This window comes from Mesorhizobium sp. P2_D5 (assembly GCF_056404355.1).
On record NZ_JBFUEE010000012.1, the window covers coordinates 98,359 to 123,226 of the forward strand.

Sequence of the window (24,868 nt, forward strand, 5' to 3'; positions counted from 1 at the left end):
CGCCTCAACGCCCCATTCTTGTTGCCATCGACGACATGACGAAGGACGCCTGGACCGGCAGTGCGGCGTTTTGAGCCGGTCTGCTTTTCCCGGGCCTGCCAAGGCTCGAAAGCCATTCGAGATAGTAGGCAAGCGCAAACTGCATGGCGATGCCGGCGGCAATCAACAGGCTGTCATAGGCCAGCCCGCCCGGGTTGATCAGCTTCAGCACCTGCGCCGTCAGGGCGAGCACCGTGCCGGCAATGAAAACCGGCAATGATCGTTTGCCCAATATGGCAAGCGGATGATCGCGCCCAGTGCGGAACAGGTTCGAGACGGCGGGGAATGCCACGATCAGATAGCTCACCGCCAGGATATGCAGCAGCCTCGGCAGCGCCAGGAACGTCTTGTCGAAGCCGGTCAGCACCGGAGGCAGGCCCAACCAGGAGATCTGCCCCCATAGCGGACTGTGCACCCAGACCAGCGCCGTGGCGGTGTAGGCCAAAGCCGCGCCAACCAGCCAGCGATTGACCGGGATGGTGCCACCGCGACGCACATGCAGCGTGCCCGCAAGGCCGATGTTGAACAGGAACTGCCACGACAGCGGGTTGAGAAACCAGAAGCCGGGCTCGGGATAGTTCGGCGGCGCGATCTGGTAGATCCCGGCGACCAGCCACAGCGCACCGGATGCGACAAGTGCCGGCAATGGCCGGTAGCTGACGAAGAGCAGGAAGACCGGCGCCAGCAGGAGCAGCACCGCATAGACCGGCAGGATGTTGTTGTAGCCGAGCTGGTGGCCGAGCGTCACGATGCCGACCAGCACTTGCGGCGTATTCTTGATCAACGGCTCGATATTGATCATCGTCAGCAGCTCAGGTCGGCGGGCGAACACCGCCGCCGCGCAGAAGATCGCCATCACCACCATGGTGGTGACGATGTGGGCGGCGTAGAGCACGCCAGCACGGCGCCACAGCTTCAACGTTGCCAGCAGCCGGTTTCCAGGCTGGAATTTCTTGCCATAGGCGAGCGCGACCGAGATTCCGGAAATCAGCACGAAGACCTCTGCCGCGTCTGAAAAGCCGAAATTCTTGTAGGTCAGATACTCGAAGGCGGTACCCGGCACGTGGTCGACAAAGATGGTCAGCAAGGCGAGAGCGCGCAGTACATCGATGCGCGTGTCACGCTCCGAGACGCGCGTATCGCGGTCCGGGGAAAGTTGGGTGGTCATCGACAAAAGGCCTCAAAGCTGGTTGTTCATGCCGGCAATGCGACCCCCGGCGCACCGCTTCGATTCCTCCCATAGGAATGATATCGGCGAAGAAACGGACAGTAATGCGCCCGGTTCAATCAACTTTCGCGGAGCTTGAAAATATTGCGTTTTGAAGCCGGCAAACTGACCGGAACCGTCATGAAATCAAAAGGATGAGGCCATGACCGAAGAGACCTCACAAGATGGTGCGTTACGGCGTGATCTCGCCTTCTGCTACCGCATTTACAGGCCTGCGGATTCAACTGGTCAATGCTTCTTCCTGCTGCATGGGTCGGGTGTCGATGAGACGACATTGGTGCCGCTGGCACGAGAGATCGCGCCGCACGCCACGCTGGTCGCCGTGCGCGGCCGCATTGTCCAGGAGGATGGTTTCCGCTGGTTCGCGCGCATCACGCCGACGCGCTTCGAACAGCACAGCATCCGCACCGAAACCAACGCTTTTGCAGGGGTCGTCACGGATGTGGCCACACGCCACAATCTCGATCTCTCCCGCACGATCTTTCTCGGCTATTCGAACGGCGCCAATCTGGTTTCGAGCCTGATGCTGCTGCATCCGGGCCTCGTCGAACGCGCCGCGCTGCTGCGGCCGATGCCGGTGCTCGACGACGTGCCGGCTACGGATCTGTCAAGCGTGCGGGTGCTGATCGTCGCCGGTGCTGCCGACCTTACCTATGCGCCCTTCGCGCCGGCTCTGGTGACATTGCTCAGCCAACATGGCGCCGACCTCGACGCGAGGATTGTTCCATCGGGTCATGAATTCGGCAGCGCCGACGCGGCAATCGTAAGGCAATGGCTGAAGGCGGTGACGGCAACGGCCGCCTAGCTGCTGGCTGCCGTTGCTGACCAGCATGCCGACGGCGCCGACCAGCCTACCCTCGCCCCATCCGGTTCCAGGCATCCAGCCCGGCGATCTTGTAAGCTTCGGCGAGCGTCGGATAGTTGAAGGTGTTGTTGACGAAGAAGTCGACGGTGCCGCCGAGATTGATCACCGCCTGGCCAATGTGGATGAGCTCTGTGGCGCCCTCGCCGATGATGTGCGCACCGAGCAGGCGGCGCGTTTCGATCGAGAACAACAGCTTCAGAAAGCCGGTATTGACCCCCATGATGTGGCCGCGCGAGGTCTCGCGAAAACGCGCCACGCCGACCTCATAGGCGGCCCCACTTTCACGCACCTGTTCCTCGGACTGGCCGACCGTCGAGATTTCCGGCACCGCATAGATGCCATAGGGAAAGGTTTCAGGCGGCGGCGGCAAGGGCACGCCGAAAGCATGACAGGCCGCCACCCTGCCCTGCTCCATCGAGGTCGAGGCCAGGCTCGGAAAGCCGATGACGTCGCCGGCGGCGTAGATGTTGGGCGCGCTGGTCTGGAAGGTCTGCGGATCGACCTTGATCCGCCCCCTTGAGTCGGCTTCGATGCCGACGATATCCAACCCCAGGCTGCCGACATTCCCGGTTCGGCCGGCGGCGTAGAGCACCACCTCGGAGCGAATGGTGCGGCCATCGGCCAGTTCGACCTCGGCGGCGTCCGGCTTGGACCGGATTTCCTTCACCGCGCTGCCCAGCCGGATCGTCATGCCGCGATCGCGCATCTGGTGGATGAAATCGTCGACGATCTCGCGATCGACGAAATCGAGGATGGAGTTGCGCGGCTCGACCAATGTCACCGGCACGTCTAGCGCGGAAAAGATCGTCGCATATTCGACCCCGATGACGCCGGCGCCGATCACGGTCAGTGTGCGCGGCAAACGGTCGAGCTCCAGCATCTCGTCGCTGTCGAAGATTCGGGTCCTGTCGAAAGGCACATCGCGCGGCCTGTGCGGCCTTGTGCCGACCGCGATCAGCGCATTGGCAAAACCAACCTCGCTGTAGTCTCCGGTGTCGGTGGTCAGGCTGACCTTGTTGGAGCCAAGAAACTTCACGTCGGCGCGGGCGCTCTTGACCGTGTTGCGCATGAACTGGTGCTGGAGCACCTCGACCTCGTGGTCGAGCGTCTTGTGCAGGCGCTCGACAAGATCGCCGACCGAAATATCCTGCTTGACCCGGTAGCCGCGCCCATAGAAGCCACGCTCGCGCCAACCCGAGAGGTTGAGCACGGTTTCGCGCAGCGTTTTCGATGGAATGGTGCCGGTATGCACCGAGACGCCACCAAGACGCCGGCCGCGGTCGACCACCAGCGCCGATTTGCCGAGCTTGGCCGACTGCACCGCAGCGCGCCGCCCCGAGGGACCGCTGCCGATGACCAGCATGTCGTAGTCCATAGTGCCCCGTCCCTCTGCCCCTGAGCGCTTTGTTGCGCCGCAGCAAGCTAATGCCATCCGCGCCGCAAATTCAACCGATTCGGATTGCGTCTTATGCAGCTCGCGGCTTGCGCGCCGCAAAAAGCTCGATCTTGATTCCGCCGCGGGCCTTCACCATTTCATTACCGAGCGGCTCGCACCCTATGTCGGGCCTTGTTACGAGGAAATGACATGAACGCGCGCGTTCTCGACGGCGAAATCATCCCGACCAGGCTCGACGATGTCAGGGCCTATGACGGCGTGCGCACGCGGCGCATCCTGGCCTTCGTGATCGACTATATCATCGTCGCGCTGCTCACCATTCCGTTCGCCATCCTGGTGTTCTTCCTCGGCCTTTTGACCCTCGGTCTTGGCTGGATGCTGTTTGGCGCCCTCGTGCCGGCCGTCGCCATTCTCTACATCTGGAACACGCTGGGCAGTGCCGACCAAGCCACTACGGGCATGAAGCTGATGGGCATCCGGCTCGACCGGCTCGATGGCAGGCCGATCGACGGTCTGACCGCCGTCGTCCATTCGGTGCTGTTCTGGGCCGGCAACGTCATCCTGTCGCCGCTGGTCCTTCTGGTGACCTTATTTGCCGATCGCAAGCGCACGCTGCATGACCTTTTGCTCGGCACCGTGGTCAGCCGCACCGACCGCTGAAACGGCCCTGTCAGGCGCAGTCACGGCCGATTGAGTGTAAATGTGAAGGCGTCTAGTCAACCACGCCCACACAATCCTGTTGAATTTTTCGCCATCCGCGCCAAAGGTAGAGCGATTCGAAGGAGTGTTTCCAAGGCTCGATGACGCAGCATCCGACCCAGTCGCCGCAGTTCTTCCTGACCGCGCCGTCGCCGTGCCCTTATCTCGACGGCCAGTTCGAGCGCAAGGTGTTCACGCATCTGGTCGGCGACAAGGCGGCGGAGATGAACGACCTGTTGACGCAAGGCGGCTTCCGGCGCTCGCAGAACATCGCCTACAGGCCGGCATGCGAGACCTGCCGCGCCTGCGTTTCGGTACGCATCCTCGCCCAGGAATTTAGCGCCAGCCGCAACATGAAGCGGGTGCTGCAGCACAATTCCGACCTCGTCGGTTACATGCACAATGCCGAGCCCTCGACCGAACAATATTCGCTATTTCGCAGCTACCTCGACGCCCGCCACCGGCGTGGCGGTATGTCCGACATGACGGTGCTCGACTACGCCATGATGGTCGAGGACACCCATGTCGACACCAAGGTGATCGAATACCGGCGGCGCGGGCCCGACACCTTCATCACCGGCAAGGGACAGGGCGAACTGATCGCGGTGGCGCTCACCGACAAGATGGCCGACGGCCTGTCGATGGTCTATTCCTACTTCAATCCCGATTTCGAGGATCGTTCGCTCGGCACGTTCATGATCCTCGATCATATCGCCCGCGCCAGGGCCATGGGCCTGCCCAATGTCTACCTCGGCTACTGGGTCAACGGCTCGCGCAAGATGAATTATAAGATGCGCTTCATGCCGCAGGAGCATCTCGGCCCGAAGGGCTGGGAGCGTTACACCAACGAAGCGGTTTCACGCTGAGTTTTTCCACGATCCACTCATAACTGTTTCAAAGCGGGGGATGCTGGTCTTTCAGCCGCTTGGCTAGAGAGTGCGCCATTGCGCCGGTCCACCTGCATTTCATTGCGAAAGTTGCTGCATGTCCTCCCACAACGACCACCAGAAAGGCCTTCTGATAACAGCCATCGGCGGCTTGACGCTGACCGTCGATATCCCGCTGATCCGGCTCGCCGACGGCGGCGCATGGACGATCCTGCTGCTGCGCACTGGCACCACCTTCGTCGCGGCCATGATCATCTGGTCGATCTGGCGCGCGCTCAGCCGGAACGCCCCGCAACTCATCCCCGGCTGGTCCGGCCTTGTCGTGGCGATTTGCTACGGGCTGACCTCGATCACCTTCGTCACCGCCGTCTTCCACACCTCGACCGCCGACCTGGTGTTCATCCTGGCCTTCAACCCCGTTTTCGCCGCGCTGCTGTCCTGGATATTCCTGAAGGAGAAGCCAAGGCTGGTAACGATCGTGGCGATGCTGGTCATGATCCTCGGCGTGCTGGTCATCGTCGGCGGCTCGGTCGGCACCGGGCACCTGTTCGGCGATTTCATGGCGCTGTGCTCGGCATTCTTCATCGCGGTCGCCATCACCATCTCGCACGCCAGCGGCAAGGATATGGGATTCACGGCCCTTGTCGGCGTCCTTCTGCCGCTGGCGCTGGCGGCTTTCATGGTCACTGGCGAAGGTTTTCAGGTCAATGCGCCATGGTGGATCATCTTCAACGGCGCCGTCATCATGCCGATCTCGTTCTTTTGCCTCGCCAACGGTCCGAAATACATTTCAGGTCCCGAAGTGGCGATGTTCTACCTGCTCGAAACCGTGCTGGCGCCGGTCTGGGTGTGGATGATCTTTGCCGAGACACCGACCCGCAACAGCCTGATCGGCGGCGTGATCCTGATCGTCACGCTGATAGCCCATTCGCTGTGGCAACTGCACGACGGACGCAAGCGCCGTGGCGACCTTGCGGTGCATCACCCGGCCTAAGGTATGTCGATATTCAGGTGATGCCGGCCTGCAAACGGCGGTTTCCTGCGCTTCCGGTGCTCACGTACGAAAAGTACGCTCCGCTCCGGTTCTCGAAAGCCGTCGCTTTCGGCTCGGCCTAACCTGACTCTCAACACCCCTTAACGCGAACCGGATCGCAGAATCAGGCGCTGGCTTTCTTCACCACGCTGGGTTCAGGCAGAACCTCGATCTGCGGGCCAGCTTCGATTTCGGCCGGCGAACCCGACATGATTTCGTCGGTCAGTTCCACCTCGCGCAGCCACTCGCGCCAGATCGCGACTAGCAGGGCCATCAGCACCGGGCCGATGAACAGGCCGAGGAACCCCATGGTCTTGACGCCGCCGATCAGGCCGAAAAAAGTCGGCAGGAAAGGTAGCTTTATCGGCCCGCCGACGAGCTTCGGGCGCAGCGTCTTGTCGACGATGAACAGCTCGACCGCACCCCATAGGAACAGCGCGAGCCCAGCCATCGGCGACCCGCTGGCGGCGAGGTAGATCGAGACCAGGGTGAAGGACAGCGGTGCGCCGCCGGGGATGAGCGCCATGACGCCGGTCAGGGCGCCGAGCGTTACCGGCGACGGCACGCCGGCCAGCCAGTAGGCAATGCCCAGCACCAGCCCCTCACCGATGGCGATGACGGTCATGCCGGTCACGGTCGAAGAGATCGTTGCCGGCACGACGCGCGAGATCCGCTCCCATCTGGTCGGCAGGATGCGCTCGCCGAGGCGGTCGATCTGGCCGGCAAAATGCTCGCCGTCGCGATAGGCGAAGAACAGCGCGATCATCATGAACAGCAGCGTCAGGAGCAGGCCGAAGGCGCTGCCGCCGGCGGCAAGGACGCCGCGATAGATGCTGCCGATATTGGCACCGCTGACCAACTGGATCAGTTCGCCGATGCCGCCGGGATGGCCAAAATTGGTCGTCCATTGCTCGTTCAGCCACTCGCCCACGACAGGCATGGTGGCGATCCAGTGCGGCGTCACGGCGCCGTGCCGGTTGGTCTCGATCGCCCAGCCGACCCACTCGCGCACCTCGTTGATGGCGTAGGTGCCGGCAAGCGCGATCGGCACCACCAGGAAGGCAAGGATGAACAGGATGGCAAAGGTCGCGGCGATGGTGCGGTTGCCGCCAACCGCGACAAGCAGCCGCCGGTAGAGCGGCCAGCTTGCAAAAGCGATGACCAGCGCCGCCAGCACCGGAAACAGGAAGCCATGGAAGAAATAAACACCGGCGGCGACGATCAGCACCAGCAGCCAGCGCGCCGCCGACAGCGGCGGAATGACGGCCGATCGCAGCGGCGTCGACAGGCCGAACAGGCGCTGCTGCCGTTCCGGTTTCTGGATTTTTGCTTCCCTCAAACGCCCGCTTCTCCCGAACACCTTTCCTGCTTATGCACTGGTATAGTGCAGCAATCGTGACGATAGTCCAAATGATGATGGTGAAGCTGCGAGGGCGAGATGGCCGGCAGCCGCCAGAGTGGGGCGCCGCGCATGAAACGCCGACCAACCCCTCTGTCGCCTTCGGCGACATCTCCCCTCGAGGGGGAGATTAGCAGCTACCCAAACTTCCCTGTCCTCGGGAAGCCCTTCGGCACCATGCGGCCGGCAGAGGCACGGGCGCCGATCCATTCGGCCAGTTCCTCACGCGACCGGACGAAGGTGCGGTCGGCCGAATCCTGCCAGGACAGGCCGCTCTCCAGCGTGAACGGCTTGAGATCCAGAAGGCCGCCATCCTTGTATTTCTGCAGGCGAACGCCCTTGCCGCGTCCCATCTCCGGGATGTCGGAGAGTGCGAACACCAGCATCTTGCGATTCTCGCCGACGATGGCCAGATGGTCGCCAGTGAGCGGGATGCAGCGCTTGGCCTCGTCGGGCGCCTTGACGTTCATCACCTGCTTGCCCTTGCGGGTGTTGGCGACGACTTCCTCCTCCGGCACGATGAAGCCATTGGCGTCATACGAAGCCAGCAAAAGCTTGCGCTTGGGATCGTGGACGAAGGCGGTAACGATGTCCTGGTCATTGTCCATGTCGACGATGATGCGGATCGGCTCACCATGGCCGCGGCCACCCGGCAGCCGGTCGGCGCCGATGGTGTAGAACTTGCCGCCCGTCGTGAAGACCAGCACCTTGTCGGTGGTCTGGGCATGGAAGGCGAGCTTAAGGCTGTCGCCCTCCTTGAAGGTCAGCGTCGAGAGATCGGCAAGATGCCCCTTCATCGCCCGCAGCCAACCCTTTTCCGAGACGACCACGGTGACTGGCTCGCGCTCGATCATGGCGTGCGCAATGTCGGTCAGGTCGTGTTCGGGCGCATCGGCGAACTGGGTGCGGCGCTTGCCGAGCTCGGTCTCCGGGCCGAACTTGTCACGGATATTGGTGACTTCCCACTTGATCGTCGCCCATTGCTTTTCGTTTGAAGCAAGCAGCGCCTCGATCTGTTTCTTCTCGGCGCTCAGACCGTCGAATTCCTTGCGGATCTCGAATTCTTCCAGCTTGCGCAGAGCGCGCAGCCGCATGTTGAGGATGGCTTCGGCCTGGGTGTCGGTGAGCGACCAGCGGGCCATCATCACCTGCTTGGGCTCATCCTCCTCGCGAATGATCCTGATCACTTCGTCGATGTTGAGATAGGCGATCAGGTAGCCGGCGAGGATCTCCAGCCGTCTTTCGATCTCGCCAAGACGATGTTTCGAGCGGCGAACAAGCACGTCACGGCGGTGTTCGAGCCATTCCTGCAGCACGCCTTTCAGCGACAGGACGTTGGGCACCTTGCCGCGCGACAGGACGTTCATGTTGAGGGGAAAGCGGCTTTCGAGCTCGGTCAGCTTGAAAAGCGATTCCATCAGGATCCCCGGGTCGACCGAGCGGCTCTTCGGCACCAGCACGACGCGGATGTCTTCCGCACTTTCGTCGCGGATATCCTCGAGCAGCGGCAGCTTTCGCGCCATCAAGAGCTCGGCGATCTTCTCGATCAGCCGCGCCTTCTGCACGCCGTAGGGGATTTCGGTGACGACGATGCTCCAGGTGCCCCTGCCCTGGTCCTCCTGGATCCACTTCGACCGGACGCGAAAGCCGCCGCGCCCGGTTTCATAGGCTTCCAGGATAGCGGCGCGGCTGTCGACGATAATGCCACCGGTCGGGAAATCCGGTCCCTGGACAAAGTCCATCAGCTTCGCCACCGGCGCATCGCGATGCTCGATCAGGTGAAGTGCCGCGTCGCAAAGTTCGGCCGCGTTGTGGGGCGGGATCGATGTCGCCATGCCCACGGCAATGCCAGACGAGCCGTTGGCGAGCAGGTTTGGAAAGGCGCCGGGCAAAACCACCGGCTCCTCGTCTTCTTCATTGTAGGTCGGCCGGTAGTCGACGGCATCTTCGGTGATGCCGGACAACAGCTCGGTCGCCACATCGGTCATGCGCGCTTCGGTGTAGCGCATGGCAGCGGCGTTATCGCCGTCGATGTTGCCGAAATTGCCCTGCCCGTCGACCAGGGGGTAGCGCATCGAAAAATCCTGCGCCAGCCGCACCAGCGCGTCATAGATCGACTGGTCGCCATGCGGATGGAACTTGCCCATCACCTCGCCGACGATGCGGGCGCATTTGGCAAAGCCCTGGTCGGGGTTCAGCCGCAGCAGACGCATGGCGTGCATGATGCGGCGATGGACCGGTTTCAGTCCGTCGCGCACGTCCGGCAGCGCCCGGTGCATGATGGTCGACAGCGCATAGGCCAGATAGCGCTCTTCCAGCGCCTTCTTCAGATCGACCGGTTCGACATGATCGCCACCGCCATTTTCAGGCGGCAAAAGCCTTTTTCCCATGGGCTGGACCTAGCCGAGCGGGTGATTCGCGGCAAGGGGCCGACAGATGTACCGGCGCTTCTGCAACATGAAACCGCAGGCCAACGGATGTCGACCAACATCAGCCTGTTACATCAGGCCTCTAAGGCCAAGCGTGATGATATCAGGCAACCGGCTCTTCATTACAAATTCACCGGTTTGCGCAAAGACGGTGGGATCGAGTTTGCCTTTCACCGTGATTTTCGACCATTGTGCCGGGACACGCCTTTTTCCCGTCCAGTTCGTCACGGAATGGTGATGGCGCAAAGAATTGAAAAATAATTTCAGGACACTCTCAGGGACCTTGCGATGACAATCAACCGCTCAACTCTCCAGAAGTTCGCCTTTTCGACCTTTTTGCTCACGCTGCCGCTGAACGCGGCCCTCGCCCAGGATGCAGCGGTCGCCGACCGGCTGAAGGCTGCACTTTCCGCCCAGGGCGTCGACATCTCCTGGACCGGCGTGACCGGCGACAACACCAGCATGGTGCTGCAGGGCGTTGCCATCAAGCCGGCGGCGGAAAAGGAAGCGCTCCCCATCGGCGACGTCAAGCTCGAGGGCGTGACCGAGGGAAACGGCGGCTATGATATCGCCACCGTGTCGACATCGGCATTCGAACACTCAAAGGACGGCGTCACGCTCAACCTCAGCCCCTTCGTCATCCACGGCATGACGGTTCCGGCCGACGGCTCCACCGGTCCGCTGGGCTCGCTGATGATGTACAAGTCGGCCGAACTCTCAAACATGACCGTCAAGGTCGCCGACAAGACCGCCTTCTCGATGGACGGACTTGCCGTCGAGATCACGCCGCCGGCGGACGGTAAGGCGATGGAATTCACCGCAACCACGGAAAAGTTCAATGCCGACCTGACGCTGGTCGACGACCCCAAGTCCAAGGAAGTCATCAACGCGCTCGGCTACCAGAACATCGCGGGCAATCTTGAGATGGCCGGCACCTGGCAGCCCACGGACGGCAAGATGGAACTGTCGAAATACGACATTTCCGTCGAGAACGCCGGCACGCTCGGCATGACCTTCGACCTCGGCGGCTACACGATGGACTTCATCAAGTCGCTGCAGGAAATGCAGAAGAAGATGGCGGCACAGCCCGAAGGTGCCGACAATTCGGCGCAAGGCATGGCCATGCTCGGCCTGTTGCAGCAGCTTTCGTTCAACAGCGCCTCGATCCGTTTCGACGACGATTCGCTGACCAACAAGGTGCTGGAATATGTCGGCAAGCAGCAAGGCATGTCGGCCAAGGACATCGCCAACCAGGCCAAGGCGATCGTGCCGTTCGGCATGGCTCAGCTCAACAATCCGGAACTGACGGCGCAGGTGACCGCGGCCGTCGGCAAGTATCTCGACGATCCGAAGAGCCTCGAAATCTCGGCCGAACCGCCGGCATCTGTGCCGTTCGCGCTGATCATGGCGGGCGCCATGTCCAACCCGCTCGAATTGCCGAAGACGCTCGGCGTCGCCGTCAAGGCGAACGAAGACTGATCGAAGCGACCCCGATACGCGAAAAAGCCCGGCAGCGATGCCGGGCTTTTTTGTGGGATTAGCGAATCGAAAGAATCGGTTCGGGCGGTTCTTTAAAGCATCACCCGAGGCGCGATCAGGCGTCTTTCTTGGGTGCGGCGACGCGCAGCGCCAGTTCGCGAAGCTGCTGCGGGCTTGCTTCCGAAGGCGCGTTCATCAACAAATCGTAGGCCTGCTGGTTCATCGGGAACATGGTGATCTCACGCAGGTTCTTCGCGCCGACCAGCAGCATGACGACACGATCGACGCCGGCGGCCATGCCGCCATGCGGCGGCGCGCCGTACTGGAAGGCGCGGTAGAGGCCGCCGAAGCGCTCCTCGACCGTGGCGCGATCCAGCCCGACCGTCTCGAACGCCTTGACCATGGTCTCGGGCAAATGGTTGCGGATACCGCCAGAGGCGATTTCGAAGCCATTGCAGACCATGTCGTACTGGAACGCCTTGATGCCGAGCAGATCCTCGCCATTCAGCGCATCGATACCGCCCTGCGGCATCGAGAACGGGTTGTGGGCGAAGTCGATCTTCTTCTCTTCCTCGTTCCATTCGAAGAACGGGAAATCGACGATCCAGCACAGTTCGAAACGCTCGCGGTCGACCAGGTTCAGCTCCTCGCCGGCGCGGGTGCGTGCAGCACCGGCGAAAGACACGAACTTCTTCGGGTCGCCGGCGACAAAGAAGGCGGCGTCGCCGCCGGCAAGGCCGAGCTGTTGCCGGATCGCTTCGGTGCGCTCCTCGCCGATGTTCTTGGCGAGCGGACCGGCGCCTTCGATCTTGTCGCCTTCCTTGCGCCAGAAGATGTAGCCCAGCCCAGGCTGGCCCTCGCCTTGCGCCCAGGAGTTCATGCGGTCGCAGAAGGCGCGGCTGCCACCGGTCTTTGCCGGAATGCCCCACACCTCGGCCTTCGGGTCGTTGGCCAGGATGTTGGCGAACACCTTGAAGCCGGAATCGCGGAAGTGATCGGAGACGGCCTGCATCTCGATCGGGTTGCGCAGGTCCGGCTTGTCGGAACCGTATTTGCGCATGGCGACATCATAGGGGATGCGCTGGAATTTCTGCGTCACCGGCTTGCCGTTGGCGAAGGCCTCGAAGACCCCGCGCATGACCGGTTCCATGGTCGACAGCACGTCGTCCTGCTCGACGAAGCTCATTTCGAGGTCGAGCTGGTAGAATTCGCCCGGCAGCCGGTCGGCGCGCGGGTCCTCGTCGCGGAAGCATGGCGCGATCTGGAAGTAACGGTCGAAGCCCGACACCATGATCAGCTGCTTGTACTGCTGCGGCGCCTGCGGCAGCGCGTAGAAGGTGCCGGGATGGATGCGCGACGGCACCAGGAAGTCGCGCGCGCCTTCCGGCGACGAAGCGGTCAGGATCGGCGTCGAGAATTCGGTGAAGCCGACCTCGCCCATACGCCTGCGCATTTCGGCGATGATTTTTGTCCGGGCGATGATGTTCTTGTGCAGGGTCTCACGGCGCAGGTCGAGGAAGCGGTATTTCAGCCTTATATCCTCGGGATAGTCAGGCTCGCCGAACACCGGCAGCGGCAATTCCTTGGCCGCCGACAGCACCTCGATCTCGCGTGCGAAAATCTCGATCTCGCCGGTGGGCAGGTTGGCGTTCGTGGTCTCGGGCAAGCGCGCCTTGACCTCGCCGTCGACGCGGATGACCCACTCGCCACGCACGGTCTCGGCAACCTTGAAGGCCGGCGAATCCGGATCGGCGACGATCTGGGTCAGGCCATAATTGTCGCGCAGGTCGATGAACAGCAGGCCGCCATGATCGCGCACGCGATGCACCCAGCCAGACAGGCGAACGGTCGAGCCGACGTCGCTCTTCCTCAATTGGGCACAGGTATGGCTGCGGTAACGGTGCATTGTCATTGGTAGGGTCCGGGGTGCTGCGTTGCCGGCCGAAGCATCACAGCCCGGCCTCAAAATTTGCGCGAAAAGCGCATGGGAGGCCGGATTTGTCAAGGCAAGTGGCGCCGGGCGCCGCCCGACAGGCGCAGCAATCCCCTTGGCTAGCGACAGCGCAACGGATTCAGGCGGCGTCCCCACGGCAAGCCGCGTCGTAATCGGCCAGCACCTGGCCGATCGCTGCATGAAGAATGGCCTCGGGATTCCCAGCAGGCCCGAGTTCGGCCGGCACCATCGGCAGGAATTGCCGCATCAGCGTTTCGGGAATAGCGACGCCGTTGAGCACCTCGCGCAGGCGGCCAACGGCAACGCCGGCAGTGGGGTTGCTCCAGTAATAGCGGATGCGGTCACTGTAGCTGTAGTGCCGCTGCAAATAGAGGCTCGCGTCACTGCCGTGATAGTGACTGTGCCAATGGCCCGGCGCTGCGAGCATCACGCGCTCCATCGTGCGGGCCAGCGACCTATTGCCATAATCCGCGACCATTTCGGACGCGATCAGGTCGAGCCCGTAAAGCGCCTCGCGCAAGGCGAATGTCAGGCCCGGGCCGACCTTGAGGATGGGAAAGCCATTTCTGACAAGTGCCGTCAGCGCCGCGCGGCTCTGATAGTCGGTGGAATGCGCCTCGTAGACGAGCGACCGTTCCTCATCAAGCAATCCGGTCAGCGCCTTGGACGCCTCCGGCCTGTAGGCGACGACGTTCTGGCTGCCGAATTCAACGCCCGGCTGCACGACCACGGCGATGACGCGGCCAAACGCTTCGGCCAGGCCTTCCCGGGCAAAGATCTGGCGATGCACATCGATCGTGCGGCGCGCCGCTGCCGCTTCGGTGGGCCTCAGGTCGCTGATCGTGTGATCGACGCCGCCCGGGGCGGGAACCTCGGTGCCTATGATGTAGACCGGCAATGCACCGCCACTGGCGTGGGCCGCCTTTTCAGCCGCCCTGGCCAGCCGCACCGCCCGCATGGCGATCGTCTCGTCGTCCAGGGCCGCCGGCTCGCCGGCGCATCCCATCGACGCGTCGAGGTGGATCTTGCTGAAGCCGGCCCAGACATAGGCGGTGACCATGGCTTCGGCCTTGCTCATCGCCTGTGCGGCCGGCTCCGCGCGCCACGGGTTCGGTCCAAGGTGGTCGCCACCGAAGATGATGCGTGAGGCCTCCAGGCCTTCCCTGCTGGCGATCTCCTGCAGGAAGGCGATGAACAGGTCCGGGGTCATCCCGGTGTAGCCGCCAAACTGGTTGACCTGGTTGCAGGTTGCCTCGATCAGCAGCGTGGTTTCCTTATCCCTGACGGCGCGCCTTACGGCGGTCTGGATCACCAGCGGATGGGCCGAGCAGATCGAGGTGATGCCGTAAGGCGATCCGTTTCTGTGGGCGGTGGCGAGGCCTGCAAGCGGGTTGGCCGTCATGTCGCCCTCTGTGTCCCGGCGATGAAGCCGTCAAGCACTTCGAAGCCGGCGATGCCTTCCATGGGTCCACGCCGCGTGACGTTACGGGCGCCGGCGGCATTGGCATAAAACAGCGCCTTGCCGGGCTCCATTCCCTTGCGCCGGCAGGTCAGGTAGGTAGCGCCGAAACAGTCGCCGGCTCCGGTCGGGTCCACTTCCTCCACCAGGAAGCCGGCGCAGTCGATCCTGCTGCCATCGGAAGCGAACCGGGACGAGCCGGCAGCCCCCCGCTTCAGCACGATCTCGCCGACGCCCCTGGCGATCAATGCCTTCACCGCCTGGCATTCATCGTCGACCCCTGCCGCGGTAAGCAACTCTTCGCCGGAAGGAAGCAGCAGATCGGCATCGTCGACCAGGGCCGAAAATTGCGCGCCGTCGGCGCCGTCGATCAGTTCCTTGCGCACATTCGGATCGAAGGAGGTCGAGCCGCCGCGGGCGCGCACTGCCTTCGTGGCATAGGCAACGATGTCCCTCAGCCCGGCTACGGACAGAGTGGATCCCATGACATGCAGGTGACCGGCCCTGTCCGCCAGTTGGCGCGCCTCGCTGGTGAGGCGGATTTGCCCGGCGGCGGATTCGGCAATGTTGTAGACGAAGTCGCGGCCGCCATCGGGCCTGTAGCGAACGAAAGCGCTTCCGGTCGGGTAGCGATCGATGACGGCCACGGCGGACACGTCGACGCCGTCGCGCCTGAGCCTTTCCAGATTGATCGTGCCAAAATCGTCGCGGCCGACGCAGGCGACGAGCCCGGCGGCGGCGCCCAGCCTTGCGACCTGATCGATGAAGATGGCAGGAGCACCGCTCGGGTAAGGGCCGACCAGCGTCATCGGTTCGAGGAAACCCAGACCCCGCTCCGTCGCCATGATCTCGACCAGGATTTCGCCGGCGGCAATCGTCGGCCCCACGGATTCGGACGCGATCTCCCTTCGGCGGGAAAAGCTCATTCCTGTAATTCCTTCTCTCCCCAGCCGGAGCGGACGCGGATCGTGTCGGCGTGCGGGTTGTACGATCGCTCCTGACCTGTAGCCGAGGTAATTCGCATCGCGAGCGAAGTCAACACAAACTGCACGTACGTTCACTTTATTTGCTACGCACGCACCTTTCCCGATGTGCCAAATGGCAAGAAGCTGTGCGCCGCGCTGGGTCTGGCCACCAAATATCAACTCCTATGCAGCTTGACTTGGGTGTTTTCAAGCGCAATAAAATATATACGCATGTTCACTTACACATGCGCATTCGTAAAGGAGGAGACGAAATGCCAATTGGTAAGCGTATTGGAATTCTCGCCGCGTCGGTCGCCGCTTCCGCATTGATGGCGACTGCCGTCCTGGCCGCGGAGATCACGGTTGCGACGGTCAACAATGGCGACATGATCATCATGCAGAAGCTGTCGCCGGAATGGGAGAAGGCGACGGGAAACAAGGTCAACTGGGTGGTGCTGGAGGAAAACGTCCTGCGCGAGCGGGTCACCACCGACATCGCCACCAAGGGCGGCCAGTTCGACGTGCTGACCATCGGCGGCTATGAAACGCCGATCTGGGGCAAGAGCGGCTGGCTGACATCGCTCAACGATCTTGGCGACGATTATGACTATGACGATCTCATCGCGCCGGTGCGAAGCGGCCTGACGGTCGACGGCAAGCTCTATGCCGTGCCCTTCTACGCCGAAAGCTCGTTCACGCTCTACCGCAAGGACCTGTTCGACGCCGCCGGGCTGAAGATGCCGGAGCAGCCCACCTATGACCAGATCACCGAATTCGCCGACAAACTCACCGACAAGTCGAAGGAGCAATACGGCCTGTGCCTGCGCGGCAAACCGGGCTGGGGCGAGAACATGGCCTTTGTCGGCACGCTGGTGAACACGTTCGGCGGCCGCTGGTTCGACATGGACTGGAAGCCGCAGATCAATTCGGATGCATGGAAGAAGGCGATCGGCTGGTATGTCGACACGATGAAGAAGGATGGACCTCCCGGAATAAGCTCCAACGGCTTCAACGAGAACCAGACCTTGTTCGCCTCCGGCCATTGCGCCATGTGGATCGACGCCACGTCAGCGGCGGGTCGTGTCTATGATCCGAAGCAGAGCAAGGTTGCCGACAAGGTCGCCTTCGCCAAGGCACCGGTGGCGGTCACGCCCAACGGTGCCTGGGGCTGGGCATGGAGCTTGGCCATCCCTGCGAGTTCCACCAAGGCGGACGCCGCGAAGTCGTTCGTGAAATGGGCGACCTCGAAAGCCTACGTCCAGCGCGTCGGCGAGACCGAAGGCTGGGTCGCGGCACCTCCGGGAACGCGCAAATCCACCTATGCCAGCCCCGACTACCAGAAGGCGGCGCCTTTTGCCGCGACGGTGCTTTCGGCGATCGAATCCGCCGATCCGACCAAGCAGACCAAGGATCCGGTTCCGTATACCGGCATCCAGTTCGTCGCCATCCCCGAATTCCAGGGCATCGGCACCGAAGTAGGTCAGGCGATCGCCGCCGCGGTCACCGGTCAGCAATCGGTCGACGATGTGCTCAATGGCGCCCAGACCGCCGTGGAGAAGACGATGACGGAGGCAGGCTACATCAAATAGCTGCGTTCAAGCCAGGGATGGTGCGTGTGCCGTCCCAGGCAATCCGGGCCTGAAAAGACCTCCCGTTGCAGCAGGCCTGGAGGATGCACGGATCCGTCACAGCGGGTCCGTGCGTTTCTCAGGCGGCGTCTGGGATCCGATGGGCCACGTCTCTCCATGACGTCGCGCAGGTCGCCATCTGGCCGCTCTGATGCCGTTTCAAAAAACTCACGGAATTGGATTCGGACATGAAACTGAACAACAAGATTGCCCTCATTACAGGCGGTGCGCGCGGCATTGGCCTGGGTTTCGCGCAAGCCTATGCGCGCGAAGGCGCCAAGGTGGTGATTGCCGATATCGACATCGAGCGGGCCACGCGGGCCGCCGCCGCGATCGGTGCGGCGGCCAGAGCCATCCAGCTTGACGTCACCGACCTCGGTGCGATCGACAGGGTCGTGGCGGCGGTCGACCGCGATTTCGGCGGCATCGATATCCTCGTCAACAATGCAGCCATCTTCGACATGGCGCCGATAACCGACATCACCGAAGCGAGCTATGACAGGGTGTTCGCCATCAATCTCAAGGCGCCGCTGTTCATGATGAAGGCCGTGGCCAATGTGATGATCGCGCGCGGCCGCGGCGGCAAGATCATCAACATGGCGAGCCAGGCCGGTCGCCGCGGCGAGGCGCTGGTGACGCTTTACTGCGCCTCCAAGGCAGCCATCATTTCGGCCACGCAGTCGGCGGCGCTGGCGCTGGTCAAGCACGGTATCAACGTCAACGCGATCGCGCCCGGTGTCGTCGACGGCGAGCATTGGGATGTCGTCGATGCGCATTTTGCCCGCTGGGAAGGCCTGAAGCCGGGCGAGAAGAAGGCGGCAGTGGCCAGATCGGTCCCGATCGGCCGCTTCGCGCAGCCCGAGGATATTGCCGGGCTCGCCGTGTTCCTGGCATCGCCCGACAGCGACTACATCCTTGCGCAGACATACAATGTCGACGGCGGCAACTGGATGAGCTGACACGCCCGAGCCGCGCCATCCGGGACAAGGTCGTCCAAGCAGGAGAGACTGAAATGAAGGCCATCCAATTTACCGCGGCGGGCGTTGCCAGCATGTCGGAGCTTGAGATGCCCGCGATCAACCCGGGGCATGCCCTGGTACGGGTCCGCGCGGCCGGGCTTTGCCATACCGACATCGAGGTGCTGCATGGCCGCTACGGCGAAGGCGCGTTTCCGCTGGTCCCCGGCCACGAATACGCGGGCACCGTCGAGGCGGTCGCCAGCGATGTCACCACCGTCAAGCCGGGCGACCGGGTCGCTGTCGATCCCAACATCCCGTGCGGGCATTGCCCCGCCTGCAGGAAGGGGCTGACCAATCTGTGCGGCAGCCTGAAGGCCTACGGCGTGACCGAGAACGGTGGCTTCGCCGAGTTCAGCATGGTTGCCGTCGACCATCTGCATGGGATCGGCGATCTCGGTTTCGCCACGGCAGCACTCGCCGAGCCGCTCGCCTGTGTCCTCAATGGTCTCGGCGCCGCCGGCCTCGCGACCGGCAACAGCACGCCCGGCACCGCGCTGGTCTTCGGCGCCGGGCCGATCGGCCTGCTGCTTGCCCTCTCGCTACGGGCCAAGGGCGTCAGCAGCGTGGCGGTCGCCGATATCAACGAACAGCGTCTCGCCTTCGCCGAGGCGCTCGGTCTGGAGCCGCTGGTGTCCGGATCGCAGGCGCTGTCGGCGCGGGCGCGGGGCTTCGATTTCGTCGCCGACGCCACCGGCGTCGCCAAGGTGGTCGATGGCATGATCGGTTTCACCGCCGATGGCGGCACGGCGCTCATTTTCGGTGTCTGCGCACCCGATGCCAGGATCTCGGTCGCGCCGTTCGAGATTTTCCGCCGGCAGATCAAATTGGCGGGGTCGCACTCATTGAACCGCAACATCCCGCAGGCGCTCGACATTCTCAGCCAGGACGACGGCACGATGGCACGGCTTGTCAGCCATCGGCTGCCGCTTTCCGAACTGCTGCCGTTCTTCGCCAAAGCCGGCGGCGACCCAACGACGATGAAAGTACAGTTTTCCTCGGATCCGTGATTTCCAAAAGTTCAGCCGCGCCCATGGACCACGCGCGGTCTCCTGCGCCCGGAAAGAATATCCCACCTCCTTTCCGCGAAAAGGTGACTCAAGTAGACAGTGGCGACGGCAGTTCGAGCAGGGAGCCCGTGAATGGCAAAGACAATCAGGACGATGGAGGACTTCTCGGCCTTCGTCGGCTTGTCCCGCACGACGGTTTCCAAATATTTCAACGACCCCAGCTCGGTACGGAAAAACACTCGAAACGTGATCGAGGCTGCGCAAAGGAAATCCGGCTTTCGGCCGAGCATGTTCGCCGTCAATCTCAATCGCCGCCGCAGCAACATTCTCGGCGTCATCATTCCGAATTCGACGGACCCGTTCTACATGGCGCTGACGCGCCGTATCGAAACGATCGCCAACGAAGCCGGTTTCCTCGCGTTTGTGCTATCTTCCGACGGACGCGCCGAAATGGAAGACCAGGCGATCCAGACATTCAAGTCGATGAACATTGCCGGCGCCATCATCGCGCCGCTCGGCGTGCAGTCCCATCACCGGATTCTGGCCGAACTCGGATCGAGCATCCCGCTGATCTACGTCGATTCGCCGCTCGACGAGACTTCGTCGTTCGTCGGCACCGACAACAGGCAGAGTTTCAGGCTCATCGTCGATTATCTCTGCAGGTCAGGCGAGCCGCCTTGTTATTTCGCTATGCCGCTGGTCAACAACAACGCCTCGGCCAGACAGGACGCCTATGTCGAGGCCATGCAGCAGTTCAAGATGACGCCTGAAATCGTGCCCGTCGTCGACGCGCGGTCATGGGATTTCGAGAAATTCGGCTTTGATGAAGCGCTTCGTATCCTGAAGGGGCAAGGTTTACCGACCAGGACCGTGCTTTGCGCCAACGACCGTGTTGCCTTCGGTGTCATCGCGGCCGCGTATCAGCTGGGCCTGAAAGTAGGCCACGGGGCCGACTGCGACATGCGGGTCGCGGGACACGATGACCATCCCCTGTCGCGCTACGCCTGCCCACCGATCACGACTGTCGCGCAGAACTACAACGAGATCGGCCGCCTGGCCATCGAACTTCTGCTGGAGAGGCTGGATGAATCCTCGGCCAAACCAGACGGCGGACGCATCCTGCTCAACGCGGAACTGATGCTGCGAAGCTCGGCTTGAGCCGGCACAGGCTGGCTGAACGCCAGACCAAGAGCCGACGATCTCCCATCTTTCGCAGTGTGGTTATCCGCGCGGTCTAGTTCCGTTGGAATTGCCGCTGGCGTTGGCGGAAGCGATGGTTCAAGAAGGATCAACGACAAGCGGTTGTTTTCCTTCATGTCCTCCATCCGCCCGCTGATCCCGCTCCTGCTCGCCGCCGGCATCCTGCTTGGCGGCAATGGGCTGCAGAGCACGCTGATCGCGCTGCGCGGCGCGCAGGAAGGGTTTTCCGCCTCCGACATCGGCCTGATGGGTACCTTCTATTTCGCCGGCTTCCTGCTCGGCTGCCTGGCCATCACCCGCATCATGAAGGCGGTCGGCCATATCAGGGCATTTTCGGCGCTGGCGGCAATCGCCTCTGTCGGCACCCTGTTGCTGGTGCTGGTTCTCGATCCGGTGATGTGGTGTGCGGTGCGCTTTGCCGGCGGCTTCTGCTTTGCCGGACTGTTCACCATCGTCGAAAGCTGGCTGAATTCCGGCGTCAGCAATCGCGACCGCGCGCGCGTGCTGGCGATCTACAGGATGGTCGACACCGGTTCGGTGACCGGCGCCCAGTTCCTCATCCCGATCTTCGGTGCCGGCGGCTTCACCATTTTTGCCATCATGTCGATCATGATCACGCTCTCGCTGGTGCCGGTCTCGCTGGGCGACCGCTCCAACCCGACGCCGCCCGAGGAGGTCAAGCTCGACCTGGCGCGCGTCTGGCGGATTTCGCCGCTGGGCTGCTTCGGCTGCATGGCCGTCGGTGTCACCAACAGCGCCTTTCGCACATTGTCGCCGGTCTATGCCGAGCAGATCGGCATGTCGGTTGCCGATGTCGTGACCTTCGTCAGCGTCGGCATCTTCGGCGGTGCCATCATCCAGTATCCGCTCGGCTACCTCTCCGACCGCTGGGACCGTCGCCGGGTGCTGTTGATGACGACCTGCTGCGCGATGCTTTCAGCACTGGCGCTGGTGTTCATCGCCGGCAGCAATCCGCTGCTCAACTTCGTCATCATCTTCATCTTCGGCTGTTTCGCCATGCCGCTCTATTCGCTGTCGGCGGCGCATTCCAACGACCGCGCCGACACCGGCGAGTTCGTGCTGATCAACGCAGCCTTGATGTTGTTCTATTCCTTTGGTGCCATTGGCGGGCCGTTCGCCGCTTCGACGGCGATGCAGTATTTCGGTCCGAGCGCGCTGTTCGTGTTCAGCGCCGTCGTCTATGCGATCTTCATCGCCGTCATCCTCTACCGGATGCAGGCTCGCTCCGGCGTGCCGGTGGGCAAGCGCAGCCGCTTCACCGCGCTGTTGCGCACATCGACGATTTTCGCGCGGCTCGCCAGAAGAAACGGCGATTCCGATGGGCCGGGAACCCCATGAGGATGGCGCCACAGCTTGACGAAAGCGCTTCCGGCTGAAATCTAGGAAGACCTTACTCCTGTCAAAAGCGATTTGATGCACGTCATCACCACCCAGAAAGAACTCGAGACCGTTCTCGCCGCTTTCGAAAAGTCGGATTTCGTCACCGTCGATACCGAATTCATTCGAGAAACGACCTTTTGGCCGATCCTGTGCCTGATCCAGATGGCCGCACCCGGCGTGACGGCGCTGATCGATCCGCTGTCGCCCGACATCAACCTGGCGCCATTCTTCAAGCTGATGGCCAACGAGGCGGTGGTCAAAGTCTTCCACGCCGCAAGGCAGGACATCGAAATCATCGTCCATCTCGGCGATCTCGTTCCGCATCCGGTGTTCGACACGCAAGTGGCGGCGATGGTCTGCGGCTTCGGCGACAGCGTTTCCTACGATCAGCTCGTGCAGCGGATCACCGGCGCGCGGCTCGACAAGTCATCGCGCTTCACCGACTGGCGCCACCGGCCGCTTTCCGACAAGCAGCTCGACTATGCGCTGGCCGACGTCACCCATCTGATCGAGGTCTACCAGCACCTCAGCGCCGAGCTGGTGCGGGAAAACCGCGCTCACTGGCTGAACGAGGAGATGGATGTCCTCACCTCGCGCGAGACCTACGATCCGCATCCCGAGGACGCCTGGAAGCGGCTGAAGATGCGGCTGCGCAAACCGCAGGAACTGGCGATCGTGCAGGCCGTAGCCGCATGGCGCGAACGCGAGGCGCGCGAACGCGACGTACCGCGCGGCCGCGTGCTCAAGGACGACGCGATCTACGAGGTCGCGCAGCAGGCGCCGCGCGACGCGGCGGCCCTTGGCAAGCTGCGCACGACGCCGAAAGGCTGGGAGCGTTCCTCGACGGCGACGGCCCTGCTTGGCGCTGTCAACGCCGCGCTTGCCTTGCCCAAGGAGCAGATGCCGAAGCTGCCGAAGAACTTCCAGCCGCCCGAAGGCTCGAGCGCGGCATCGGAACTGTTGAAAGTGCTGCTCAGGATCGTCGCCGAAAAGGAAGGCGTCGCCTCGAAAGTGCTGGCCTCCAGCGATGACATCGACCGCATCGCCGCCGAGGGCGAGGAGGCCGACGTGCCCGCCCTGCAAGGCTGGCGGCGCGCGGTGTTCGGCGAGGCCGCGCTGAAGCTGGTGCGCGGCGAGATCGGCTTCAAGTTCGACAAGCGCAAGATCGCGGTTTTCGACCTCTAGGAGCTTTACCCCCGCTTCGCTTTGCGGCGACCCTCCCGCACAGGAGGTAAGCAGATGCTTACACGGCCCCGAGCAGATGCAGTGCAAACCAGATCCAGGCCAGCGCCAGGACGGTAGCACCGAGGAAGAAAGAGCGGCTGCGCAGCCGCAGATTGTTGCTGGTCAGGTGGACCCAGGCGTGGAAATAGCGCGACGCGACAAAAATCCACATCAGCGCCAGGGTCAGGAAGTTGACGCCGTTGGTCACGTGCAGCGTCAGGCACAGCACGTAGAACAGCACCGGCAATTCGAACTGGTTGATGAGATTGCTGGCAACGGTGATACTGGAGGCCGGCTCGGTCGAGCGTAGCTTGTACTGACCGGCCTTGGCTTCACCCGACCTGACCGCCCCGTATCTGCGGCGACCCAGGACGATATAAACGATGTAGATCAGCAGCACCTGCGCCAGCAACGGCCAGAAGATCGTGGTCTGGTTCATGAACTGCCCTGCCCCGTTTTGGCGTCAAGCCTGGTGTTTCTGGCCCGCCAGCCAGAAAGCGGCGATGACGGTCAGCGGGACGGCGAGAAGCGCGAATTTGGTGACGATCAGCGCCGAGGCGAGAGACAGCGAATCCGGATTGGCCGACAGGAAATCGGACAGCAGGCTCGCCACCGCGATGTTCTGGGCATAATCGGCCAGTGTGTAGGGCAGTACCAGAATCAGCGCGAAGATCGACTGCAACTGCCCCGGCAACACGCGGAAATTCTTCAATCGCCGGCCGGTGGCCAGGATCAGGCTGACCAGTGTCACCGACAACAGCGCCGGGAACAGCAAATCAAAGGTCAGATAGTGCCAGACGAGAATGATCTCGCCGCCGCGCCGGCCGAGCGCCGTCAGCCAGGCCATGCCTTCGTCCGGCGTGAAGCCGAGAAAGCGCATATCAAGTGACGCCAGGCCGCCGCTCAACTGGCGGAAATAGAAGAATTCCAGCACGGTCATGGCGATGAAAACCGCCGCCGACAGGAAACAGAGCGCGGCCGCGTGGCGCGACAGCCGCAGGATCGTTGCGGCCAGGTTGCGCCAGAGCCCGTACGGATCAGGCTCCGCCGGGATAATTCGGGCTTTCGCGGGTAATCGTGACGTCATGGGCGTGGCTTTCACGAAGTCCGGCGTTGGAGATGCGTACAAAAGTGGCGCGTTCGCGGAAATCGGCAAGATCGCGACCGCCGACATAACCCATAGCGGCTTTCAGCCCGCCTGCAAGCTGGTGCAGCACGCCAGACACAGGTCCTTTGTAGGGAACTTGCCCCTCGATGCCTTCCGGGACCAGTTTCAGCGTGTCGCGAACCTCGGCCTGGAAGTAGCGATCAGCGGAGCCGCGCGCCATGGCGCCGACCGAGCCCATACCGCGATAGGCCTTGAAGGAGCGGCCCTGATGCAGATAGACCTCGCCCGGGCTTTCATCGGTGCCGGCCAGCAGCGAGCCGATCATGGCTGCGCTGGCGCCGGCGGCGAGCGCCTTGGCCAGATCGCCGGAATATTTGATGCCGCCGTCGGCAATCACCGAGACGCCTGATTTGTGCGCCGTCTCGACCGCCGACATGATGGCCGAAAGC

General features: G+C 62.7%; 22 protein-coding genes. 12 read left to right on the plus strand and 10 right to left on the minus strand.

Going from position 1 to position 24,868, the window contains the following annotated elements; genetic code table 11:
* Positions 1–4 precede the first annotated feature (4 nt).
* Positions 5–1,207: an OpgC family protein gene (locus AC1DYW_RS32165; protein WP_477228855.1), complete on the minus strand. Its 1,203-nt coding sequence runs from the start codon at positions 1,205–1,207 to the stop codon at positions 5–7.
* 202 nt (positions 1,208–1,409) lie between these two features.
* Between AC1DYW_RS32165 and AC1DYW_RS32170 the strand changes: the two genes are divergently transcribed.
* The gene (locus AC1DYW_RS32170; protein WP_457153870.1) at positions 1,410–2,072 is read left to right on the plus strand and encodes an alpha/beta hydrolase; all 663 of its coding nucleotides are present in this window, start codon (positions 1,410–1,412) and stop codon (positions 2,070–2,072) included.
* Positions 2,073–2,118: 46 nt separating this feature from the next.
* Here the strand turns inward: AC1DYW_RS32170 and sthA are convergent, their stop codons facing one another.
* Positions 2,119–3,507 carry a Si-specific NAD(P)(+) transhydrogenase gene (sthA, locus tag AC1DYW_RS32175; RefSeq protein ID WP_457153869.1) on the minus strand — a complete coding sequence of 463 codons (1,389 nt, stop codon included), beginning with the start codon at positions 3,505–3,507 and terminating at the stop codon, positions 2,119–2,121.
* 210 nt (positions 3,508–3,717) lie between these two features.
* On the opposite strand from sthA, the gene AC1DYW_RS32180 reads away from it, so the two are divergent.
* The 3 genes from AC1DYW_RS32180 (at position 3,718) to AC1DYW_RS32190 (ending at position 6,108) form a co-directional block, all read left to right on the plus strand.
* Positions 3,718–4,188 carry an RDD family protein gene (locus tag AC1DYW_RS32180; protein ID WP_457153868.1) on the plus strand — a complete coding sequence of 157 codons (471 nt, stop codon included), beginning with the start codon at positions 3,718–3,720 and terminating at the stop codon, positions 4,186–4,188.
* A 140-nt stretch (positions 4,189–4,328) separates the two neighbouring features.
* Complete coding sequence (locus tag AC1DYW_RS32185) at positions 4,329–5,093, plus strand: arginyltransferase (RefSeq protein ID WP_477228856.1); 765 nt, start codon at positions 4,329–4,331, stop codon at positions 5,091–5,093.
* A 118-nt stretch (positions 5,094–5,211) separates the two neighbouring features.
* Complete coding sequence (locus AC1DYW_RS32190) at positions 5,212–6,108, plus strand: DMT family transporter (RefSeq protein ID WP_095085762.1); 897 nt, start codon at positions 5,212–5,214, stop codon at positions 6,106–6,108.
* A 163-nt stretch (positions 6,109–6,271) separates the two neighbouring features.
* On the opposite strand, the gene AC1DYW_RS32195 is transcribed toward AC1DYW_RS32190, so the two are convergent.
* Both AC1DYW_RS32195 and parC read right to left on the minus strand, forming a co-directional pair.
* Positions 6,272–7,486: an AI-2E family transporter gene (locus tag AC1DYW_RS32195; protein WP_457154028.1), complete on the minus strand. Its 1,215-nt coding sequence runs from the start codon at positions 7,484–7,486 to the stop codon at positions 6,272–6,274.
* A gap of 197 nt (positions 7,487–7,683) precedes the next feature.
* The gene (gene parC, locus AC1DYW_RS32200; RefSeq protein WP_477228857.1) at positions 7,684–9,936 is read right to left on the minus strand and encodes a DNA topoisomerase IV subunit A; all 2,253 of its coding nucleotides are present in this window, start codon (positions 9,934–9,936) and stop codon (positions 7,684–7,686) included.
* Here parC and AC1DYW_RS32205 point away from each other — a divergent pair.
* A complete protein-coding gene (locus AC1DYW_RS32205) occupies positions 9,892–10,236 on the plus strand; it encodes a hypothetical protein (protein ID WP_477228858.1) in 345 nt (114 codons plus the stop codon). The genes parC and AC1DYW_RS32205 overlap by 45 nt on opposite strands.
* Positions 10,237–10,263: 27 nt before the next feature.
* Positions 10,264–11,454 carry a hypothetical protein gene (locus tag AC1DYW_RS32210; RefSeq protein WP_457151810.1) on the plus strand — a complete coding sequence of 397 codons (1,191 nt, stop codon included), beginning with the start codon at positions 10,264–10,266 and terminating at the stop codon, positions 11,452–11,454.
* Between the two features lie 115 nt (positions 11,455–11,569).
* Here AC1DYW_RS32210 and aspS read toward each other — a convergent pair whose 3' ends face one another.
* The 3 genes from aspS to AC1DYW_RS32225 all read right to left on the minus strand — a co-directional run bounded on the left by aspS (position 11,570) and on the right by AC1DYW_RS32225 (position 15,793).
* Positions 11,570–13,360, minus strand: coding sequence for an aspartate--tRNA ligase (gene aspS / locus AC1DYW_RS32215; RefSeq protein ID WP_477228870.1), 1,791 nt, complete (start codon positions 13,358–13,360; stop codon positions 11,570–11,572).
* A gap of 166 nt (positions 13,361–13,526) precedes the next feature.
* A complete protein-coding gene (locus tag AC1DYW_RS32220) occupies positions 13,527–14,810 on the minus strand; it encodes a D-tagatose-bisphosphate aldolase, class II, non-catalytic subunit (protein ID WP_477228859.1) in 1,284 nt (427 codons plus the stop codon).
* The gene (locus AC1DYW_RS32225) at positions 14,807–15,793 is read right to left on the minus strand and encodes a tagatose kinase (RefSeq protein WP_477228860.1); all 987 of its coding nucleotides are present in this window, start codon (positions 15,791–15,793) and stop codon (positions 14,807–14,809) included. The genes AC1DYW_RS32220 and AC1DYW_RS32225 overlap by 4 nt, the downstream gene beginning before the upstream one ends.
* Positions 15,794–16,104: 311 nt before the next feature.
* Between AC1DYW_RS32225 and AC1DYW_RS32230 the strand changes: the two genes are divergently transcribed.
* From AC1DYW_RS32230 to rnd, 6 genes are all read left to right on the plus strand, one after another.
* Positions 16,105–17,421 carry an ABC transporter substrate-binding protein gene (locus AC1DYW_RS32230; protein WP_477228861.1) on the plus strand — a complete coding sequence of 439 codons (1,317 nt, stop codon included), beginning with the start codon at positions 16,105–16,107 and terminating at the stop codon, positions 17,419–17,421.
* 227 nt (positions 17,422–17,648) lie between these two features.
* Positions 17,649–18,419: an L-iditol 2-dehydrogenase gene (locus AC1DYW_RS32235; RefSeq protein ID WP_477228862.1), complete on the plus strand. Its 771-nt coding sequence runs from the start codon at positions 17,649–17,651 to the stop codon at positions 18,417–18,419.
* A gap of 53 nt (positions 18,420–18,472) precedes the next feature.
* On the plus strand, positions 18,473–19,486 hold the full coding sequence (locus AC1DYW_RS32240) for a zinc-dependent alcohol dehydrogenase family protein (RefSeq protein WP_477228863.1): 1,014 nt from the start codon (positions 18,473–18,475) through the stop codon (positions 19,484–19,486).
* A 153-nt stretch (positions 19,487–19,639) separates the two neighbouring features.
* Entirely contained in the window at positions 19,640–20,644 is a 1,005-nt protein-coding gene (locus tag AC1DYW_RS32245; protein WP_477228871.1) for a LacI family DNA-binding transcriptional regulator, read from the plus strand.
* A gap of 156 nt (positions 20,645–20,800) precedes the next feature.
* On the plus strand, positions 20,801–22,045 hold the full coding sequence (locus AC1DYW_RS32250) for an MFS transporter (RefSeq protein ID WP_477228864.1): 1,245 nt from the start codon (positions 20,801–20,803) through the stop codon (positions 22,043–22,045).
* A 75-nt stretch (positions 22,046–22,120) separates the two neighbouring features.
* On the plus strand, positions 22,121–23,272 hold the full coding sequence (gene rnd, locus AC1DYW_RS32255) for a ribonuclease D (protein ID WP_095085791.1): 1,152 nt from the start codon (positions 22,121–22,123) through the stop codon (positions 23,270–23,272).
* 58 nt (positions 23,273–23,330) lie between these two features.
* Here rnd and AC1DYW_RS32260 read toward each other — a convergent pair whose 3' ends face one another.
* The 3 genes from AC1DYW_RS32260 to AC1DYW_RS32270 form a co-directional block, all read right to left on the minus strand.
* Positions 23,331–23,750 (minus strand): MAPEG family protein, encoded by a 420-nt coding sequence (locus AC1DYW_RS32260; RefSeq protein ID WP_477228865.1) that lies wholly within the window; start codon positions 23,748–23,750, stop codon positions 23,331–23,333.
* Between the two features lie 24 nt (positions 23,751–23,774).
* On the minus strand, positions 23,775–24,398 hold the full coding sequence (locus AC1DYW_RS32265) for a hypothetical protein (RefSeq protein WP_095085797.1): 624 nt from the start codon (positions 24,396–24,398) through the stop codon (positions 23,775–23,777).
* The coding region (locus tag AC1DYW_RS32270; RefSeq protein WP_477228866.1) for an IMP dehydrogenase at positions 24,349–24,868 on the minus strand (520 nt) is incomplete at its 5' end. The genes AC1DYW_RS32265 and AC1DYW_RS32270, both read right to left, overlap by 50 nt.

Coding starts and splice junctions, on each gene's coding strand:
- AC1DYW_RS32165 (WP_477228855.1), bottom strand. CDS start 1,207: ATGACCACCCAACTTTCCCCGGACCGCGATACGCGCGTCTCGGAGCGT.
- AC1DYW_RS32170 (WP_457153870.1), top strand. CDS start 1,410: ATGACCGAAGAGACCTCACAAGATGGTGCGTTACGGCGTGATCTCGCC.
- sthA (WP_457153869.1), bottom strand. CDS start 3,507: ATGGACTACGACATGCTGGTCATCGGCAGCGGTCCCTCGGGGCGGCGC.
- AC1DYW_RS32180 (WP_457153868.1), top strand. CDS start 3,718: ATGAACGCGCGCGTTCTCGACGGCGAAATCATCCCGACCAGGCTCGAC.
- AC1DYW_RS32185 (WP_477228856.1), top strand. CDS start 4,329: ATGACGCAGCATCCGACCCAGTCGCCGCAGTTCTTCCTGACCGCGCCG.
- AC1DYW_RS32190 (WP_095085762.1), top strand. CDS start 5,212: ATGTCCTCCCACAACGACCACCAGAAAGGCCTTCTGATAACAGCCATC.
- AC1DYW_RS32205 (WP_477228858.1), top strand. CDS start 9,892: ATGATCGCCACCGCCATTTTCAGGCGGCAAAAGCCTTTTTCCCATGGG.
- parC (WP_477228857.1), bottom strand. CDS start 9,936: ATGGGAAAAAGGCTTTTGCCGCCTGAAAATGGCGGTGGCGATCATGTC.
- AC1DYW_RS32210 (WP_457151810.1), top strand. CDS start 10,264: ATGACAATCAACCGCTCAACTCTCCAGAAGTTCGCCTTTTCGACCTTT.
- aspS (WP_477228870.1), bottom strand. CDS start 13,360: ATGCACCGTTACCGCAGCCATACCTGTGCCCAATTGAGGAAGAGCGAC.
- AC1DYW_RS32220 (WP_477228859.1), bottom strand. CDS start 14,810: ATGACGGCCAACCCGCTTGCAGGCCTCGCCACCGCCCACAGAAACGGA.
- AC1DYW_RS32225 (WP_477228860.1), bottom strand. CDS start 15,793: ATGAGCTTTTCCCGCCGAAGGGAGATCGCGTCCGAATCCGTGGGGCCG.
- AC1DYW_RS32230 (WP_477228861.1), top strand. CDS start 16,105: ATGCCAATTGGTAAGCGTATTGGAATTCTCGCCGCGTCGGTCGCCGCT.
- AC1DYW_RS32235 (WP_477228862.1), top strand. CDS start 17,649: ATGAAACTGAACAACAAGATTGCCCTCATTACAGGCGGTGCGCGCGGC.
- AC1DYW_RS32240 (WP_477228863.1), top strand. CDS start 18,473: ATGAAGGCCATCCAATTTACCGCGGCGGGCGTTGCCAGCATGTCGGAG.
- AC1DYW_RS32245 (WP_477228871.1), top strand. CDS start 19,640: ATGGAGGACTTCTCGGCCTTCGTCGGCTTGTCCCGCACGACGGTTTCC.
- AC1DYW_RS32250 (WP_477228864.1), top strand. CDS start 20,801: ATGTCCTCCATCCGCCCGCTGATCCCGCTCCTGCTCGCCGCCGGCATC.
- rnd (WP_095085791.1), top strand. CDS start 22,121: ATGCACGTCATCACCACCCAGAAAGAACTCGAGACCGTTCTCGCCGCT.
- AC1DYW_RS32260 (WP_477228865.1), bottom strand. CDS start 23,750: ATGAACCAGACCACGATCTTCTGGCCGTTGCTGGCGCAGGTGCTGCTG.
- AC1DYW_RS32265 (WP_095085797.1), bottom strand. CDS start 24,398: ATGACGTCACGATTACCCGCGAAAGCCCGAATTATCCCGGCGGAGCCT.